Origin of the sequence: Legionella spiritensis (assembly GCF_900186965.1) — a bacterium.
GTDB classification, from domain to species: Bacteria; Pseudomonadota; Gammaproteobacteria; order Legionellales; family Legionellaceae; genus Legionella_C; species Legionella_C spiritensis.
This window is the reverse complement of sequence record NZ_LT906457.1, coordinates 2,122,559-2,137,459: the sequence shown is the minus strand read 5'-3', so window position 1 is coordinate 2,137,459 and position 14,901 is coordinate 2,122,559. Positions and strand designations below refer to the sequence as shown.

The window sequence follows — 14,901 nt, the reverse complement described above, 5'->3', positions numbered from 1 at the left end:
TCGCGGAACCTATCTATCGGATTGAAATTTGACTTCCTCAATCATGGCTGCAATTCTTGCCTGCAGATAATGATCCTTGCCGGCCAGTTTTCCAGCTACCTGTAATTGTCTGAGCGCCTCTCTGGATCGGCCTTGTAACAGGTAGCATTGGGATTGCGTAAAATAGGCGTAACTTTTAAGCCGAGCGGCCGATTGTGCCTGGGCCAACGTTTCGCATAAGGGAAGATCATGTTTAAATTGCCGGAATCCCCTCAGTAACGTGCCGACTGCTTTGTCAGGCTGTCCGGCTACCAGAAACCCCTGGGCGGAAATCATGATGACCGCGTAATTTTCGGGGTAGTTTGTTTGTAGATTCTGTAATCGTTGCATGGCCGCATCAAATTGTTTATTACCGGTTTCCGCTTCCGCCATAGCCAGTTGAAAATAAACATTTTCAGTATCTTTCCCTAATAACGAACCCAGAAGAGATTGCGCCTCTTTAAATTGATTAATGTGCATCAATGCCAGCGCATGGCCGTATCGGCATGCTGTGTCGCCATTGGTACGTCGGCATTCTTTTTGGTAATAATCAAGAAGTTGCTTGCTGTTTTCAACGGCCGTATTGCGGATTAATTCTTTAAACAGGCGATAATCCGGCGAGTCCGGGTAATGGCGCTTTTTCAGGCGGCTACTGCGGTTTTCAGCTTCCGCAATACGGTCTTCATCCAATGGGTGGGTGCGTAAAATCGCTGGTATATTGGCCGTATAATAATAACGCGAATTACTCTGCATTTTTTTAAAAAAGGCAGCCATGCCGCGTGGGTTGAGTCCGGATTTAATCAGCATGTTAATACCGATACGATCGGCTTGCTTTTCATTCGAACGGGTGAAATTAATGCTGTCCTGGGCAAAACCGTTTAAGGAAGCCATCATGGCGCCGCTCGCGAGGGTGGGATTGATGATCCCAAGGGCGATGGATGCCAGAAGGGAAGCGAGCATGGGGATGCGCATTTGTTTTTGATGCTGAATCATGCTGTAGAGATGATGCAGACGAACATGCGCTATTTCGTGCGCCATGACGGCGGCCAGCTCGTCTTCGTTGTCTGTGGCGAGAATCAGTTGCGTATTAATACCAATATAGCCGCCCGGGCCGGCAAACGCGTTGATTTCATTTGATTTGACAATGAAAAAATAAGGCGTGGGCATTTGTTCAAATTGAGCGAGCCGTTTACCGAGGTGATTAATGTATTGTTTGGCTAATGGTTGACGAACCACGCTGTCTGACTGGTTAATGAGCTCAATAAACTGTTTTTCAAGTTCTTCCAGTTCTTTGGTGGAGTAGGGGTTGTAGGCGTAGGCGGATCCTGCCAACAGATAGGCGCCGATGACAAACAGAATGAATCCATGGCGTGTCATTGTCTTTAAGCGTGTCTTCAGGAAAGAAGCGTAACAACGGATTGACCCGCGAATCATTGGATTATCCCCACAAGAAACTGAAATATGATAAAACAGATTGCATCCGCTTGGCAAAAATTTCGGAACGCACTCTCCTGATCACTCTGCCCTACTACTCTCAAATTGAATAATTTGTTATCATATCCTGATTTTCAGATATTGATTAAACTATGCACAGAAACGGTATGCTGAAGGCGCTGGAACAGGCTTGGCTTGGAAGGGGAAGCTGTTCGCCAAATCCTGGTGTGGGCGCCGTGGCTGTGCGTGATGGTAATATTGTGGCGAGAGCCTGGCATCAGGGGGCCGGTAATCCGCATGCGGAACAAGTCGTATTGCAGCAACTTGCAAAGAACGCGAGAGGCGTTACCTTGTATGTCACCCTGGAACCTTGCAATCACTGGGGCAGAACGCCGCCTTGTGTGGACGCGATTATTAAAGCCGGCGTGTCCACCGTGGTTTACGGATTTCATGATCCGAATCCTGTTGTTGCCGCTAATGACACCCCTTCCCTATTACGTGCTCACGGGATTGAAGTCATTCATTACCCTATGGATGAGATCGATTGTTTTTATCAAAGCTACGCCCATTGGATCAACACCGGAAAACCCTGGGTAACCGCTAAAATGGCGCAGAGCCTGGACGGAAAAATTGCCGGGGTTGATGGGCGGCCTGTGGCATTGTCCAATCCATCATGCGGTGAGTTTACTCATAAGCAACGATTACATACGGATGTGATTGTAACAACGGCCCAAACGGTGATTCGGGATAATCCCCGGCTGAATGTCCGGTTGGGCGACACGCAACGGGGAAAGCCGCTAGCCATTATTGATCGCACGCTGAAACTGCCGGAAAACGCCGCCGTCCTTGAGACGGCAAGCCATTGCCATATTTATCATGATGAACAATATCCGGTGGTTAAGCCGTTGGCCAGGTGCCGTTATCATCCCGTGCCGTCGAGGCATGGTCGTCTGGATTTGGATTTTATTATAACGCATCTGGGGAGGCTGGGCTTTCATGATGTCTGGGTAGAGGCGGGGGGGCGGCTTTTTTCGGCGTTGCACGACGACGGGCTGGTAAATCGAACTTTTTTATATATTGTTCCTGAATTATTAGGTGAAATGGCTACCTCTGGTTATCATGGCGACCAGATTTTCAAAAGAAATCATACCGTTTCATGGCATGCCAGGCAAAATAACATGATATTACGCCTGGATTGGCTGGAGGATGGATGTTTACCGGATTGATTGAACATAGGGCAGAGGTATTGGCTAATAATCCGATTGCAGAGGGTCGGCGGTTGATTATCCGTTCGCCCTGGCCTGCTACGGAGTCGGGGGAGAGCATCGCTGTTAATGGTGTGTGTTTGACCCGGTTGCCATGCCCTGATACGGAGTTGTGGTTTGATCTTTCTCCGGAAACGTTGTACAGAACGACTCTGGGACAGTTAAAAAAAGGAGATGAGGTTAATCTGGAACGAGCCATGACGGCCCATACACGTTTTGGAGGACATTACGTCAGTGGTCACGTTGATACCACAGCCTGTTTGAGCAAGAAGACTTGTGTTGGTGACTATCTGGAACTGGTGGTTGATGATTTTTCCGTAAATGCCGGTTTGTACCTGCTTCCCAAAGGCAGTATCACACTGGACGGGATCAGTTTGACGATTAATCAGGTTGAAAAGGGTTCCATACAATTGATGATAGTACCCCACACGCTTGTCGTGACGACCTTGAAGCAAACTGAAATTGGCCATCGTTTCAATGTGGAGTTTGATTATTTGACCCGAATTGTTGCGCATCAACTCAACATATCGGGACAGTTAAAGAATGAGGTTTATTCATGACCAGCCCTTTTGCCAGTATTGAACTAGCTATCGCTACCCTGAAAGCAGGACGAATGATCATCTTGCTGGATGACGAGAACCGGGAGAACGAAGGTGATTTGGTAATCGCCGCGGAACATGCGACACCGGAAGCCATCAATTTCATGTCTCGATTCGGACGCGGGTTGATTTGCCTGCCGATGTCCGAGGAATTGATTGATAAATTACAGCTTCCCATGATGACCAGCCGCAACCGCTCTCCTTTCGGTACGGGGTTTACCGTGTCCATTGAGGCGGCCAGCGGTGTTGCTACCGGTATATCAGCCGGTGATCGGGCACGAACCATACAAGTCGCCATTGACCCGCAAAGCGGCCCTGACGATGTGATCTCGCCCGGCCATGTTTTTCCCTTGCGTGCCAGAACGGGTGGTGTGTTATGCCGTCAGGGGCAAACCGAAGGCAGCGTGGATCTGGCTCGTTTGTCCGGTTGTATTCCGGCGGCGGTTATTTGTGAAATCATCAATGATGACGGCACTATGAGTCGTCGCGATCAGCTGACTGTGTTTTCCGAAGAACATGATATACCGATGGTTACTATCCATGATTTGATAGAGTACCGCATTCGCCATGAGACATTGATCAGGGCGGAGGCCGTGACGGACATTCCGTTGCAGCAGCATGGACAATTCACCATGACGGTCTTTAATAATGATCTGGACGACGCCGAGCATTTTGCGCTGGTAAAGGCGCCGGTAATACCTGGTAAGGTACCTTTGGTCAGGATTCATTCGGAATGTATTACCGGGGATGTGTTCGGCTCGTGCAAATGCGATTGCGGCGAACAGCTGCAGCGTTCTCTTCATCTTATCGCAAAAGAGGGCGGTGTTTTAGTCTATTTGCGTCAGGAAGGCCGCGGTATCGGCCTGGCCAATAAAGTAAAAGCCTACGCCTTGCAGGAACAAGGTCTCGATACGGTGGATGCCAATATAAAACTGGGTTTTCCGGCTGATAATCGGGATTACGCGGTGGCCTATCAGATCCTGAAGTATCTGGGCATCGACGTGCTTCGTCTGATGACCAATAATCCTCAAAAAGTGAATACGCTGGAAAAATTTGGTTTAAAGGTGAGCGAGCGTGTGCCGTTAGCTATCGAGCCCAGAGAGACCAACAAAAACTATTTAAAAACCAAACAGGTAAAATTAGGTCACTTGATGACTATTGATTAAGGGTTGCTTATTTATGAAATTGATTAACGAAACCACGGCAGAACGCCGTACCTCTTTTCCGATTGCCCTGGTTGTGAGTCAATTTAATAAGGAAATAACCACGGTGTTGCGAGAAGGCGCCTTGCAGCGTCTGCGGGCGTCGGGATTTGATGACAAGGATATTCTGGTGGTGGAAGTGCCGGGCGCTGTTGAAATCCCATTGCTTGCCCGGCGTCTTGCCATGCAGCAAAAAGTGGAAGCCATTATTGCCCTCGGCGCGGTTATCCGGGGGGAAACCAGCCATTATGATTATGTTTGCGAGCAAGTCAGTTCGGGATGTCAGCAAGTGGCTTTGCAATACAATCTCCCGGTTGTTTTTGGTGTGTTAACCACGGAGAATGAAGAGCAGGCCTGGGATCGGTTAGGTGGTCAACATGGTCATAAAGGGGTTGACGCGGCAGATTGCGCCATCGCGATGCACACCATTCTTGGTCAATTATAAACCGGTAAGGGATGGCCTTGCCCACGTTGCCGGAGATTCCTCACCGTGTTCGGGATGATGTTTGCTGGTTACAGTTCCATGGAAACAAACCATAAACCCAAAAGAAATATATAAATATCTGTAAAAAGTGTGTTTTTTATGTTCTTCTTTTGATAAAATTTAATCCCGTTTATGTGAAAATTATTTTAGTCCACCAAAAACCGGGTGGATTTAGCACTTTAAAACGGGGTCACTCATGACAAAATATATTTTTATTACCGGGGGCGTTGTTTCATCCCTGGGTAAAGGCATTGCCGCCGCTTCCCTCGCAGCTATTCTCGAAGCCCGTGGCCTGACGGTTACGCTTATCAAGCTTGATCCCTATATCAACGTTGATCCGGGCACGATGAGTCCTTTTCAACATGGTGAAGTCTTTGTGACCAACGATGGCGCGGAAACGGATCTGGATCTTGGTCATTATGAGCGTTTTGTCCGAACCACCATGACCAAACGTAACAATTTTACCAGTGGAAAAATCTACGAGACCGTTATCAAGAAAGAGCGGCGGGGTGATTATCTGGGTGGAACCGTACAGGTTATTCCGCATATCACCAACGAAATCAGACGTTCCATTAAATTAGGTGCGGATGGCTTTGACGTGGCGATGGTTGAAATCGGCGGCACGGTTGGCGATATAGAATCGCTGCCTTTTCTGGAAGCGATTCGGCAAATGCGTATTGAGTTAGGTACGCAACGTTCCTTGTTTATCCATTTAACCCTGGTTCCCTATATTGCGACGTCCGGAGAAACCAAAACCAAGCCGACCCAACACTCCGTTAAGGAACTACGCTCCATTGGTATCCAGCCGGATATTCTCGTCTGTCGTTCGGAAAAACCGTTATCCATGGCTGACCGCGCTAAAATCGCCCTGTTTACCAATGTGGAAAGGGAAGGGGTGATCTCTCTGGAAGACGCCAAAAGCATTTATCAAATCCCCATGATTCTTCATCAACAAGGATTGGATGACATTGTAGTCAGAAAGCTGGGAATGACGGCGTTAAAGCCCGCCGACCTAAGCGAGTGGCAGGCGGTTGTGGATGCGCAAGCCATACAAACCATGACCATTAAAGTGGGTATGGTCGGAAAATACACGGAACTAAACGACGCTTACAAATCGTTGAACGAGGCGTTGCTGCATGCTGGAATCCATACGCAAACCAAAGTGGAAATCGTGTATATTGATGCGGAACTGGTTGAGAAACACGGTGTGGAGTTACTGAAAAATCTGGATGCCATTTTGGTGCCCGGCGGGTTTGGCGAGCGCGGGATCGAAGGTAAGATACAAGCCATACAATATGCCCGGGAGGAAAAGGTTCCTTTCCTCGGGATCTGCCTTGGCATGCAAACGGCGGTTATTGAATTTGCGCGGCATGTCGCGGGGCTAAAAGAAGCCAATTCCACGGAATTTGATAAAACAACACCCTATCCTGTGATTGCTTTAATCAGTGAATGGGCGGAAGCGGATGGCCGGGTCAATGTTCGTGATGAAAACTCGGATCTGGGCGGGACGATGCGGCTCGGTGCGCAGATTTGTTTGCTGGCTCCGGAATCACAGGCCTTTAACATCTATAAAAAACCGCAAATTATTGAACGTCATCGTCATCGCTATGAGGTGAATAACAGGTATGTGGACAGTTTGATAGGGCATGGTCTGATTGTTTCAGGTCGTTCCGGTGATGAATCGCTGGTTGAAATGATCGAGTTGTCGGATCATCCCTGGTTTATCGCCTGTCAGTTCCATCCCGAATTTACCTCCACGCCTCGTGACGGCCATCCGTTGTTTCAACAGTTTGTCCTGGCGGGACGAACCTATCATCAACAAAAGGATCAAGCATGAATTTATGTGATTTTAGAGTGGGTCTGGATTTACCCTTGTTTTTAATCGCCGGACCCTGTGTGATAGAAAGCGAAAGCATGGCGTTGGAAACAGCCGGTTATCTGAAGGAGTTATGTGCGCAATTAAACATTGCTTTCATTTACAAATCATCCTTTGACAAGGCCAACCGATCATCCATCAACAGTTATCGCGGCCCCGGATTTGAAAAAGGTCTGATGATTCTTGAGAAGGTCAAAGCCGAGGTCGGAGTTCCCGTGCTGACCGATGTGCATGAAGACACGCCTTTACTGGAAGTAGCCAGCGTGGTGGATGTTTTACAGACTCCGGCCTTTTTATGCCGGCAAACCAATTTTATTCAGAAAGTGGCTGCGATGAATAAACCGGTGAATATCAAAAAAGGGCAATTTCTGGCGCCCTGGGAAATGAAGCATGTGGTCGCCAAGGCCAAGGCAACCGGCAATGAGCAGATTATGGTATGCGAGCGTGGTGTCAGCTTTGGATATAACAATCTGGTATCCGATATGCGTTCGCTGCAAATCATGCGTGAAACGCAATGTCCGGTTGTTTATGACGCGACGCATTCCGTGCAATTGCCCGGGGGAAATAACGGCGTATCCGGCGGGCAGCGGGAATTTGTTCCGGCCTTGGCCAGAGCCGCCGTTGCAACGGGTATTTCCGGCCTTTTTATGGAAACGCATCCTGATCCGGACAAGGCGCTCAGTGATGGCCCTAACAGTTGGCCGTTACATCAAATGAAGCCATTACTGGAAACATTGATGGCCATTGACCGTGTTTTTAAAAACAGCCTTAATTCCGATCTGTAAATAAAAGAATCGTAGCCCGTAAGGAGGCCATCGGCCGTATTGCGGGGTATCCTGTTTCAATATTGTGCCGATAGAACAGGTAATTAACCGGGTGAGCGTTAATCACCCAATACAAAAAGTTATCCTATGATGCCTTTTTGTATTAAAGTATTTAACAGACTGGTTCTAAATAGTGTTTGTTTGAGTTTCTTCCGGTTTATAAACATGCAACCAATTGATATTGCCGCCAAGATCATCCATAAGCCCTTTGTTGGATTCCACCATTTTTTTAAAATTCTCCACGTGTTCCTGATACTCAAGCGGGTGCTCTTTCACAAAATCCGGTTGTATACCCAAATCGTTCTGAAACTCGATTATTTCCTCATAATGCTCTGTCATCGTTTCATCTTCATCAGTAGCGAGAAGCGTCGTATTCAGATGCTCGTGCATGACAATGGCAAAAGTACGCCAGATGGGATTGTCAAAACTTAAATCTGAAGCATACAAAAACAATTGAATGGTCTGATAATGGTCTATCGGTTCCTGCTCTTTTGGAATACTTTTCCCCTGCAACCCTAAAAATCCACGGGTATTTAACAGGTTTGATCCTACTTTCAAGCCGATATTTTCATTAAATTTCTTGTTGATTTGGGTATCTTCGTGGATTAAATTGCGATTTTTTAATTCCTTGAGTACATTAAAAAACTGTTGGGCTTTGGGAGTGTAATGCCCACTGTAGTCATCGATGTAATCAAGCCGGCCGTTATTGACTGCAAAAGTACCGCCATAAGCAACATAGCCGCCACTCTGAAAACTGGAGTGATGAAATTTACCCATTTCCGATAATCCGGCAAACAACTCACCTTGTGGCGAAAGCACAAATATCGCTCTCCCTTGTGCGTTGTTATGCGCATGCATTTCGGTGGTATCAAACGGGGCTATAGATAAGGCGGTTTCTTCATCAACAGGTTGATTAAGTTGCCATAAGCGCCCTTCAGAAGGCATTACCCGGAATTCTTCTTTTTCAAGAGGGGTCAGCATTGTAACGTTAAACAATTTATCGTGCACTTTATCTTGTTTGTTGACGTCCAATAGTTTACGGCTTCCCAGTGCTCGAAAATGATCGCTTATCCTGTGAAGTATTTTTTCTTCACGGCTTTGCTCTGTTCTGAATGGTCGCAGATGTTGCAGGGTTGTGTTTGGCAAGTAATTGGGCCATGTCCTCCTCATTGTCCTGCGCTGTTCAATGGTGTTTTCAATATCCGGACTATTACCAATAATTTCAATAAATCTGGCAGCCTGTTCCTGGATTTCAGAAATTTTATTATTGGCCGGCTCATGCGCCTGACAAGCGTCATATAGCGCAATGAGATTATCCAGTCTTTCATAAATGGTTGTATTTTGATACAGACGTCCCAGCGCACTCTGGATTTGAGTGTTTTCGATTCCATTTCCACTACTAAAATTTTCCCACTCCTTAGGTGTAATTATGTTATAAACTGGCATGAACCCACCTGAAAAAAATCACTTTGTTTAATTATAAGGCAATATTATTAAGAAATAATTAAAGAATTTTCTTTGTCATTTAGCCCTTGAAAAATAGATAAAAAAATTATCTTTCTTGCAAAAGCCACTATATTGGCACTTGCATATAAATAAACGAATTAGGTACAATTTGAACAATTTTAAACAAACAGAGAAAAAAATTGAATTCAATTGCAATGCCAACGGTTGATGAAATCAGGGATTCAGGATGGGCTGATTTGCCGCTAATCAATTGCCTGAATCAGTTATATCAGGCAACCGGTCTTCATGAGCGATTGGATTTACTAATTACCATTTATGAGTCTTGTCGAAACGCAGCGCACCCGGAACAAATAAAACTGGGTCATGTAGCCTCGGAAATGATTGGTATAATCTGCAATACCGATGACAGTTATCATGCCTCGCAAGCAAGAAAACGATATAAGGCTATTGATCCATTATATATTCCTAACCAGGATGTTCCTCATTTAAGCTCAACCGATCGGTTTTCCAGCCGTGACGAATTTTTAAAGAAACGACTCATTGAGCACATGGTTGCTAATAAGAAACATTACCTCCATGTACCTGCCCACCTTCAACGGAGTGATAAATTACTAAAAGTAATTCGCCTGAATGAAAAACAGAGAGAAGAATGCCGGGTACTCATAGCCAATGGACATTTGTGGCAATTCAAAATGCCTACCGAAGACAAACCACAGCTTGTTTTGGAAAAATTTGATACAAGCCATCACATTGCCCATTCCAAATACCACGGCAGAGTGATTTTTGTCGTTAGTCCATGGGGGGAATTATTTGCTTCCTCTTCGGAGCTGGGTAAATTTCATCATAGCAGCTTTCTTAATGGCCAGCCGGTGCTCATGGCTGGCATGTTAGAAGCAAGAGAAGGTAGTCTGACTTATATTAATGAACACAGCGGCCATTATTCACCGGGTGTGTTTGCATTCTATAATTTTTTAAAAATGCTGAAATCAAAAGGCGTTATTAACGATGACACCAAAATTCAATTGAAAAGAAATCAGGAGGGCGGGCTTGTTCTTGACGATGGACAGGTTCTAAATACGTCAGGATTTCTTGGCAGAAGAACCCACTCACCAGGACAAACCAATACGGCTCTTATTTCAGCCACGCACAAGATATTAACTCGATACAATGAATTGTTTGAATTAATTATCAGCGATTCCCAAATCGATGAACAATCCCCGCTATTGAGAAGTTTCGCCGTGTCTATGCTTGAATATCTAAGGCAAATTCCAGAGCCTGATGAACAAACTCAGTCTTCAATAGAAGAGCTGCAAGAATTTATTTCCGACGGCATAAAACCAAGTGTTCAAGAGTTAACAACCCATTTAATGACTGTCAAATCATTTTTACTGGGAAAAGGTTTGCCGGATACGGCCTGGATAGATGAGTTTTTGAGCCAGTATCAAAACGATAGAGTCGACGACATGGTGCGTTACTTAGAAAACACTGATTCCGGCTTTATTGAGGCACTTCTTAATGCCTGTATTCATAGCGACTTTGAGCAAACGGATTTGGAAAATATAATAAAAGACAATCACAGTGATCCGGAAACCATAATTATCGCTGTAATGAAGGTACTTTCCAAATGTAAAGTTTCCCCCATGAAACCATTCACCGATATGACTTTAAGTGAATTTTGCGCCTGGACTTTAAGTAAAATCAAACATGGCGATGAGTTAGTTCTTTCAGATTATAATTTAAGCCATTTGAGTATTGCACAGATCAAACTTCTTGATTTAATTACCTGCGTAAAGGGCGTGTCCACACTCAAAATTGCCGGTTGTAAATTAAATGAGTTCTCCTCAGAAAACTGGCTGCCCTGGTGCCAGCTACTCCGAAACCCTAACTACCGAGCGTTACACCTCGCGAGCAACAGCATTGGTACTTTCAATGCTGAGCACCTGCAATCGCTGGTAGATGTTTTTAGTGATAAGGAAAGCAGTATTTTGTCATTGAATCTGGCAGATAACAACCTCAATGGTATGGATGATCAAGCATTTACGCTTTGTGTCGAGTTAATCAACCAATCAACAAATCTAAAAGAACTAAATTTATCGCTATGTGCGGTTCACCGGTTAAGTACCAAGCGCCTGACCCAATTGCTTGATGCTATTTGCAAATCCAATATTCAATTCCTTCACCTGGGGCATTCACCCATGGAGGCTATGAGTAATGAAAATCAAGAGTTGTTCTTTGACAGGCTTTCCAAAAGCAAATTACAGAAAATCCGGATTTCCGGAAAATGGTTAAGTGTTGCATTTATCGATTCACTCCGTGAAAAAATGCAAACCAATTATAACCAATCCTTTCTACAGCCCTGGGGAACAGGCCTACAGGGATTGGCTCTTGCTGAGCTGATGAAAAATAAAACCGCTCTGGAAAATGTTAAGAAAAATAATCCTTTTCTTTACTCAATATTCACAAGAAAAGTTAAGGAGCTAGAAACCAAAGGGGTTGTTTTAACGGAAGAAAGTACATGCCATCGACTTTGAACGATATTTTATTAAATAATAAAAAATTATAACGGCTCGCCATCCCTCGCTTCCCTTGGGATACCCCGGGAAGTTACAAAAATCATTCTGTGAAAATCAAAAGATCATATTGATTTATTGATATTAATAATGACTTAATAAAGATCATATATGATGAGTGCCTGTAGTAGTGGACCGACGAGGTCTTCCCAAAGATTTTTTTAACTCCCCGGGCGTACAAAGCCTGCAGCTTATTTCGGATATGTTATGCGTCGTAAAGATGAAGAAAAGAAACCCTTGATAGATCATGTAACCAAATCCGGTACCGTCAGGCGCTGTACCGATGGCATGGTTCATTCCTTTAAAATTATTATCGCACCCTTGCGGGGCGCGAGTGCCTCGGCTTCCACGTTTAACACGATTGCCGTTCATTACAAACCGGGACTTTGGCTGATTGCCCCTGTAGGGACAGGCGCCATGGTCAGTCTGACTAATGAGGCGGTGTCTGCCCTGACCCGCCGCTACCCGGACAATCGGTTTCTCAAGGCTTTGCATAAAGGTACTTTCTTTACGGATCACGGGATTAACGGTTTTTTTGGTGATTTTGGCTTTGCCTGGTCTATGATCACGACCGTTGCTATTTATGCGGGCGGGGTGAAATATTACAGCAATGACTTCGGTAACATTATCGCACCGGCGCTTGCCGTGTTGCCTGCGGTCATGACCAGACGAAACAATTATACCAACGCTCAAAACAGGCTGACCGAACGAAGCTATGCGAGGCACGCAGCCAGTTTGTTCCGTGGTACCATAGCGCCATCCGGGGTTTTGGGTGTGTTGATGCAACAACAAATCATCGCCGTCAATTCACCAATCCCTACCGCAGTTATGGGAATGACCGGAGTATTAGGTCTGCTGGCGTCTTTATTTAATGAACATTGTCCCGCACTCAGCAAAACACTGTTTGCCATGATTAACATACTTTGTGAAAACCCCTCCCTTGCCGCCGCTTTTTTTCATTTTCCCAACGATATTTACGCCGCCGTTCATCATGATGAAATCAGCGATGAGTTTTTTTTCAGCAATGTTGCCTTAACGAGTACGTTTTTAACGATGTTAACGTTGGTATCATTAATGAATCTGTTTGTTGCTCCGCAAAACAACGAAGAAGCAAGCGTCAGTGAGGTTTATGACGAGGGAAGCGGTCGGGTATTGGAAGACGGATTCGAGACGAAAATCGGTGAGGAAGACAGTGACGAGGAGGAGGATGAGGAAACAATTACTATTGGCTCAGGAATAAGCCCCTCACCTTCGAAAATGTTGCAAAAACACGGTGTGTTTGGCGCCCTTAATATGAGGAGTGATGGTGAGTTGAAAGAAGTCGATCCGGAACTCGGTTTAATAAATTAAATTTGGGGAGAAACCTATGAAAAAAATAATCGCTTTAACCTTATGGTTATGTAGTAGTTTCGCAATGGCGACTACGGACAACAACATGCTTTTTTTACAATCCGCCTCCGCGGGAGAGCTTGTTAAAAATAAAGGCCAGCATTATACGTTGATCTTAAAAAAATCACCGGACTACGTGGGCTATTTTACGGACAGGCCACAGCGTAAGGCCGGGATGGTATCCTTGCGTCAATTTATTGCTTTGTGGCAAAACAAAACCATAAAAAATAATTTTTCCGACGTGCCTCCTAACGCGGCTATCGCGATGAAACTTGCTTCCGGACAACTACAGAATTTTGTCGCGGTCGTTTCCGCACCAGGCTACGACAATAAGACCGTCAGCTACCAGTTGGATGTTATCAGCAAACAACCGTTACAAACCGGAAAAATTGTCCATGCCAATATGTTTTTTGATGATATTCACTGGAATCCGGGTGGCTTTTAAGGCGGTAACTATGGACGCGTCGGGCGAGGCGCCCGTCTCGCCCGACAAATACTATCTTGTTGTATTTGACCCACAAAAAACGGCATAACTGCTCTGTTTTTTATCGGAATAAGCGTTGATGGGGTCGTTGGACGTAGGCTCGTCCTGCGTTACGTTTCATCGGAATTTTAAATCCGTTCAGAAATAACAGGATATGGCACAATTGAAATTTGGCGGAGAGGCAGGGATTCGAACCCTGGGAAGGTTGCCCTTCAACGGTTTTCAAGACCGCCGCAATCGACCGCTCTGCCACCTCTCCGACAGCACGAAATACTAGCGCAAGCCTTTGGTCATTGCAAATAATTTTTTGATATACACGATAAAATGTCATAACTTGCCGTGTAAGTCGAGGCAAGGTTGATTCAACCTTCGTTGTTGGGGCGGTCAAAACTAATCGCCATGATAGTGTTCGCAAATTTCGCATGGATGGGTATAATGGGCGCATTTGCAAAGCATGGCCGTGGTTAGGTGCGGCCGGCGTGTTTTACAGGTAGTTTATATGAAACGATTGAAAGTGTTGCTCCTGCTGAGTTTGTTGATTTCCATGACGGCTTGCTCCTTATGGGGAAATCGCGATGATGAAGACGATAATGGTCCGTATAAGGGTATGACGGCCAAGCAATTGTTTACCGAATCAAAAGACGCGATAGCGAAAGAACAATACCAGAGCGCCATTAAAAAACTGGAAGCGATGGAATCCATGTACCCGTTCAGCGATTATGCGGAACAGGCGCAACTTGATCTGGTGTATGCCTATTATAAAAACAGCGATTACGCGTCCGCGGCTGCCACGTCAGAACGTTTTATCCATCTTTATCCTCGCGCCAAATCGGTGGATTATGCCTATTACATGAAAGGATTGGCCAATTTTCAGCAGACACGCGGTACGTTTGCCCGGCTACTACCTCTCGATGAATCGTGGCGTGATCCCGGTACGCAGTCGCAGGCTTACGCCGATTTTGCGACGTTGATTCAGAAATTTCCCAACAGTCGCTACAAGGCTGATTCCTTGCAACGCATGATTTATTTACGCAATATGTTTGCCGAGCGGGAATTGAACACGTCCAATTATTATTTTGAGCGCAAAATGTTTGTCGCCGCGGCGGAACGGGCGAATTTCCTGATTAAAAATTATCCTCAGGCACCCTCGGTGAAACCGGCACTGGTTCTTCTTTACAAGTCCAACAAAGCCATGGGGCTAAATAAAGCGGCCGAAGACGCCCTGGCCGTATACCGCGCCACTTATCCCAACCAACCGATGGATACGACCGGTTAGGACATAATCGAGA

General features: G+C 45.6%; 12 protein-coding genes and 1 tRNA gene. 10 read left to right on the top strand and 3 right to left on the bottom strand.

Features of this window, described 5'->3' with window-relative positions:
• Window positions 1-9 precede the first annotated feature (9 nt).
• Complete coding sequence (locus CKW05_RS09610; RefSeq protein WP_058482937.1) at window positions 10-1,395, bottom strand: M48 family metalloprotease; 1,386 nt, start codon at window positions 1,393-1,395, stop codon at window positions 10-12.
• 209 nt (window positions 1,396-1,604) lie between these two features.
• Here CKW05_RS09610 and ribD point away from each other — a divergent pair, with 209 nt between their 5' ends.
• From ribD to kdsA, 6 genes are all read left to right on the top strand, one after another.
• Entirely contained in the window at window positions 1,605-2,678 is a 1,074-nt protein-coding gene (gene ribD / locus CKW05_RS09605; protein WP_058482936.1) for a bifunctional diaminohydroxyphosphoribosylaminopyrimidine deaminase/5-amino-6-(5-phosphoribosylamino)uracil reductase RibD, read from the top strand.
• Window positions 2,663-3,277, top strand: coding sequence for a riboflavin synthase (locus CKW05_RS09600; protein ID WP_058482935.1), 615 nt, complete (start codon window positions 2,663-2,665; stop codon window positions 3,275-3,277). The genes ribD and CKW05_RS09600 overlap by 16 nt, the downstream gene beginning before the upstream one ends.
• Window positions 3,274-4,482: a bifunctional 3,4-dihydroxy-2-butanone-4-phosphate synthase/GTP cyclohydrolase II gene (locus tag CKW05_RS09595; protein WP_058482934.1), complete on the top strand. Its 1,209-nt coding sequence runs from the start codon at window positions 3,274-3,276 to the stop codon at window positions 4,480-4,482. The genes CKW05_RS09600 and CKW05_RS09595 overlap by 4 nt, the downstream gene beginning before the upstream one ends.
• A gap of 13 nt (window positions 4,483-4,495) precedes the next feature.
• Window positions 4,496-4,963, top strand: a complete 468-nt coding sequence (gene ribH / locus CKW05_RS09590; protein ID WP_058482933.1) for a 6,7-dimethyl-8-ribityllumazine synthase — start codon at window positions 4,496-4,498, stop codon at window positions 4,961-4,963.
• A 235-nt stretch (window positions 4,964-5,198) separates the two neighbouring features.
• Complete coding sequence (locus CKW05_RS09585; protein WP_058482932.1) at window positions 5,199-6,839, top strand: CTP synthase; 1,641 nt, start codon at window positions 5,199-5,201, stop codon at window positions 6,837-6,839.
• Window positions 6,836-7,663: a 3-deoxy-8-phosphooctulonate synthase gene (kdsA, locus tag CKW05_RS09580; protein WP_058482931.1), complete on the top strand. Its 828-nt coding sequence runs from the start codon at window positions 6,836-6,838 to the stop codon at window positions 7,661-7,663. The genes CKW05_RS09585 and kdsA overlap by 4 nt, the downstream gene beginning before the upstream one ends.
• Before the next feature lie 165 nt (window positions 7,664-7,828).
• Here kdsA and CKW05_RS09575 read toward each other — a convergent pair whose 3' ends face one another.
• The gene (locus CKW05_RS09575) at window positions 7,829-9,148 is read right to left on the bottom strand and encodes a hypothetical protein (protein ID WP_058482930.1); all 1,320 of its coding nucleotides are present in this window, start codon (window positions 9,146-9,148) and stop codon (window positions 7,829-7,831) included.
• Between the two features lie 215 nt (window positions 9,149-9,363).
• Here CKW05_RS09575 and CKW05_RS09570 point away from each other — a divergent pair, with 215 nt between their 5' ends.
• The 3 genes from CKW05_RS09570 (at window position 9,364) to CKW05_RS09560 (ending at window position 13,573) form a co-directional block, all read left to right on the top strand.
• Window positions 9,364-11,700 carry a leucine-rich repeat domain-containing protein gene (locus CKW05_RS09570; protein ID WP_058482929.1) on the top strand — a complete coding sequence of 779 codons (2,337 nt, stop codon included), beginning with the start codon at window positions 9,364-9,366 and terminating at the stop codon, window positions 11,698-11,700.
• 246 nt (window positions 11,701-11,946) lie between these two features.
• Window positions 11,947-13,089, top strand: coding sequence for a hypothetical protein (locus CKW05_RS09565; protein ID WP_058482928.1), 1,143 nt, complete (start codon window positions 11,947-11,949; stop codon window positions 13,087-13,089).
• 16 nt (window positions 13,090-13,105) lie between these two features.
• Complete coding sequence (locus CKW05_RS09560; protein ID WP_058482927.1) at window positions 13,106-13,573, top strand: hypothetical protein; 468 nt, start codon at window positions 13,106-13,108, stop codon at window positions 13,571-13,573.
• Window positions 13,574-13,783: 210 nt separating this feature from the next.
• Here CKW05_RS09560 and CKW05_RS09555 read toward each other — a convergent pair.
• Window positions 13,784-13,871: transfer RNA gene (locus CKW05_RS09555), tRNA-Ser, on the bottom strand.
• A gap of 240 nt (window positions 13,872-14,111) precedes the next feature.
• On the opposite strand from CKW05_RS09555, the gene CKW05_RS09550 reads away from it, so the two are divergent.
• Window positions 14,112-14,888, top strand: a complete 777-nt coding sequence (locus CKW05_RS09550; RefSeq protein ID WP_058482926.1) for an outer membrane protein assembly factor BamD — start codon at window positions 14,112-14,114, stop codon at window positions 14,886-14,888.
• Window positions 14,889-14,901: the final 13 nt, after the last annotated feature.

Excerpts from the sequence above, each read along its gene's own strand:
- CKW05_RS09610 (WP_058482937.1), bottom strand. The coding sequence starts at position 1,395 with ATGACACGCCATGGATTCATTCTGTTTGTCATCGGCGCCTATCTGTTG.
- ribD (WP_058482936.1), top strand. The coding sequence starts at position 1,605 with ATGCACAGAAACGGTATGCTGAAGGCGCTGGAACAGGCTTGGCTTGGA.
- CKW05_RS09600 (WP_058482935.1), top strand. The coding sequence starts at position 2,663 with ATGTTTACCGGATTGATTGAACATAGGGCAGAGGTATTGGCTAATAAT.
- CKW05_RS09595 (WP_058482934.1), top strand. The coding sequence starts at position 3,274 with ATGACCAGCCCTTTTGCCAGTATTGAACTAGCTATCGCTACCCTGAAA.
- ribH (WP_058482933.1), top strand. The coding sequence starts at position 4,496 with ATGAAATTGATTAACGAAACCACGGCAGAACGCCGTACCTCTTTTCCG.
- CKW05_RS09585 (WP_058482932.1), top strand. The coding sequence starts at position 5,199 with ATGACAAAATATATTTTTATTACCGGGGGCGTTGTTTCATCCCTGGGT.
- kdsA (WP_058482931.1), top strand. The coding sequence starts at position 6,836 with ATGAATTTATGTGATTTTAGAGTGGGTCTGGATTTACCCTTGTTTTTA.
- CKW05_RS09575 (WP_058482930.1), bottom strand. The coding sequence starts at position 9,148 with ATGCCAGTTTATAACATAATTACACCTAAGGAGTGGGAAAATTTTAGT.
- CKW05_RS09570 (WP_058482929.1), top strand. The coding sequence starts at position 9,364 with ATGCCAACGGTTGATGAAATCAGGGATTCAGGATGGGCTGATTTGCCG.
- CKW05_RS09565 (WP_058482928.1), top strand. The coding sequence starts at position 11,947 with ATGCGTCGTAAAGATGAAGAAAAGAAACCCTTGATAGATCATGTAACC.
- CKW05_RS09560 (WP_058482927.1), top strand. The coding sequence starts at position 13,106 with ATGAAAAAAATAATCGCTTTAACCTTATGGTTATGTAGTAGTTTCGCA.
- CKW05_RS09550 (WP_058482926.1), top strand. The coding sequence starts at position 14,112 with ATGAAACGATTGAAAGTGTTGCTCCTGCTGAGTTTGTTGATTTCCATG.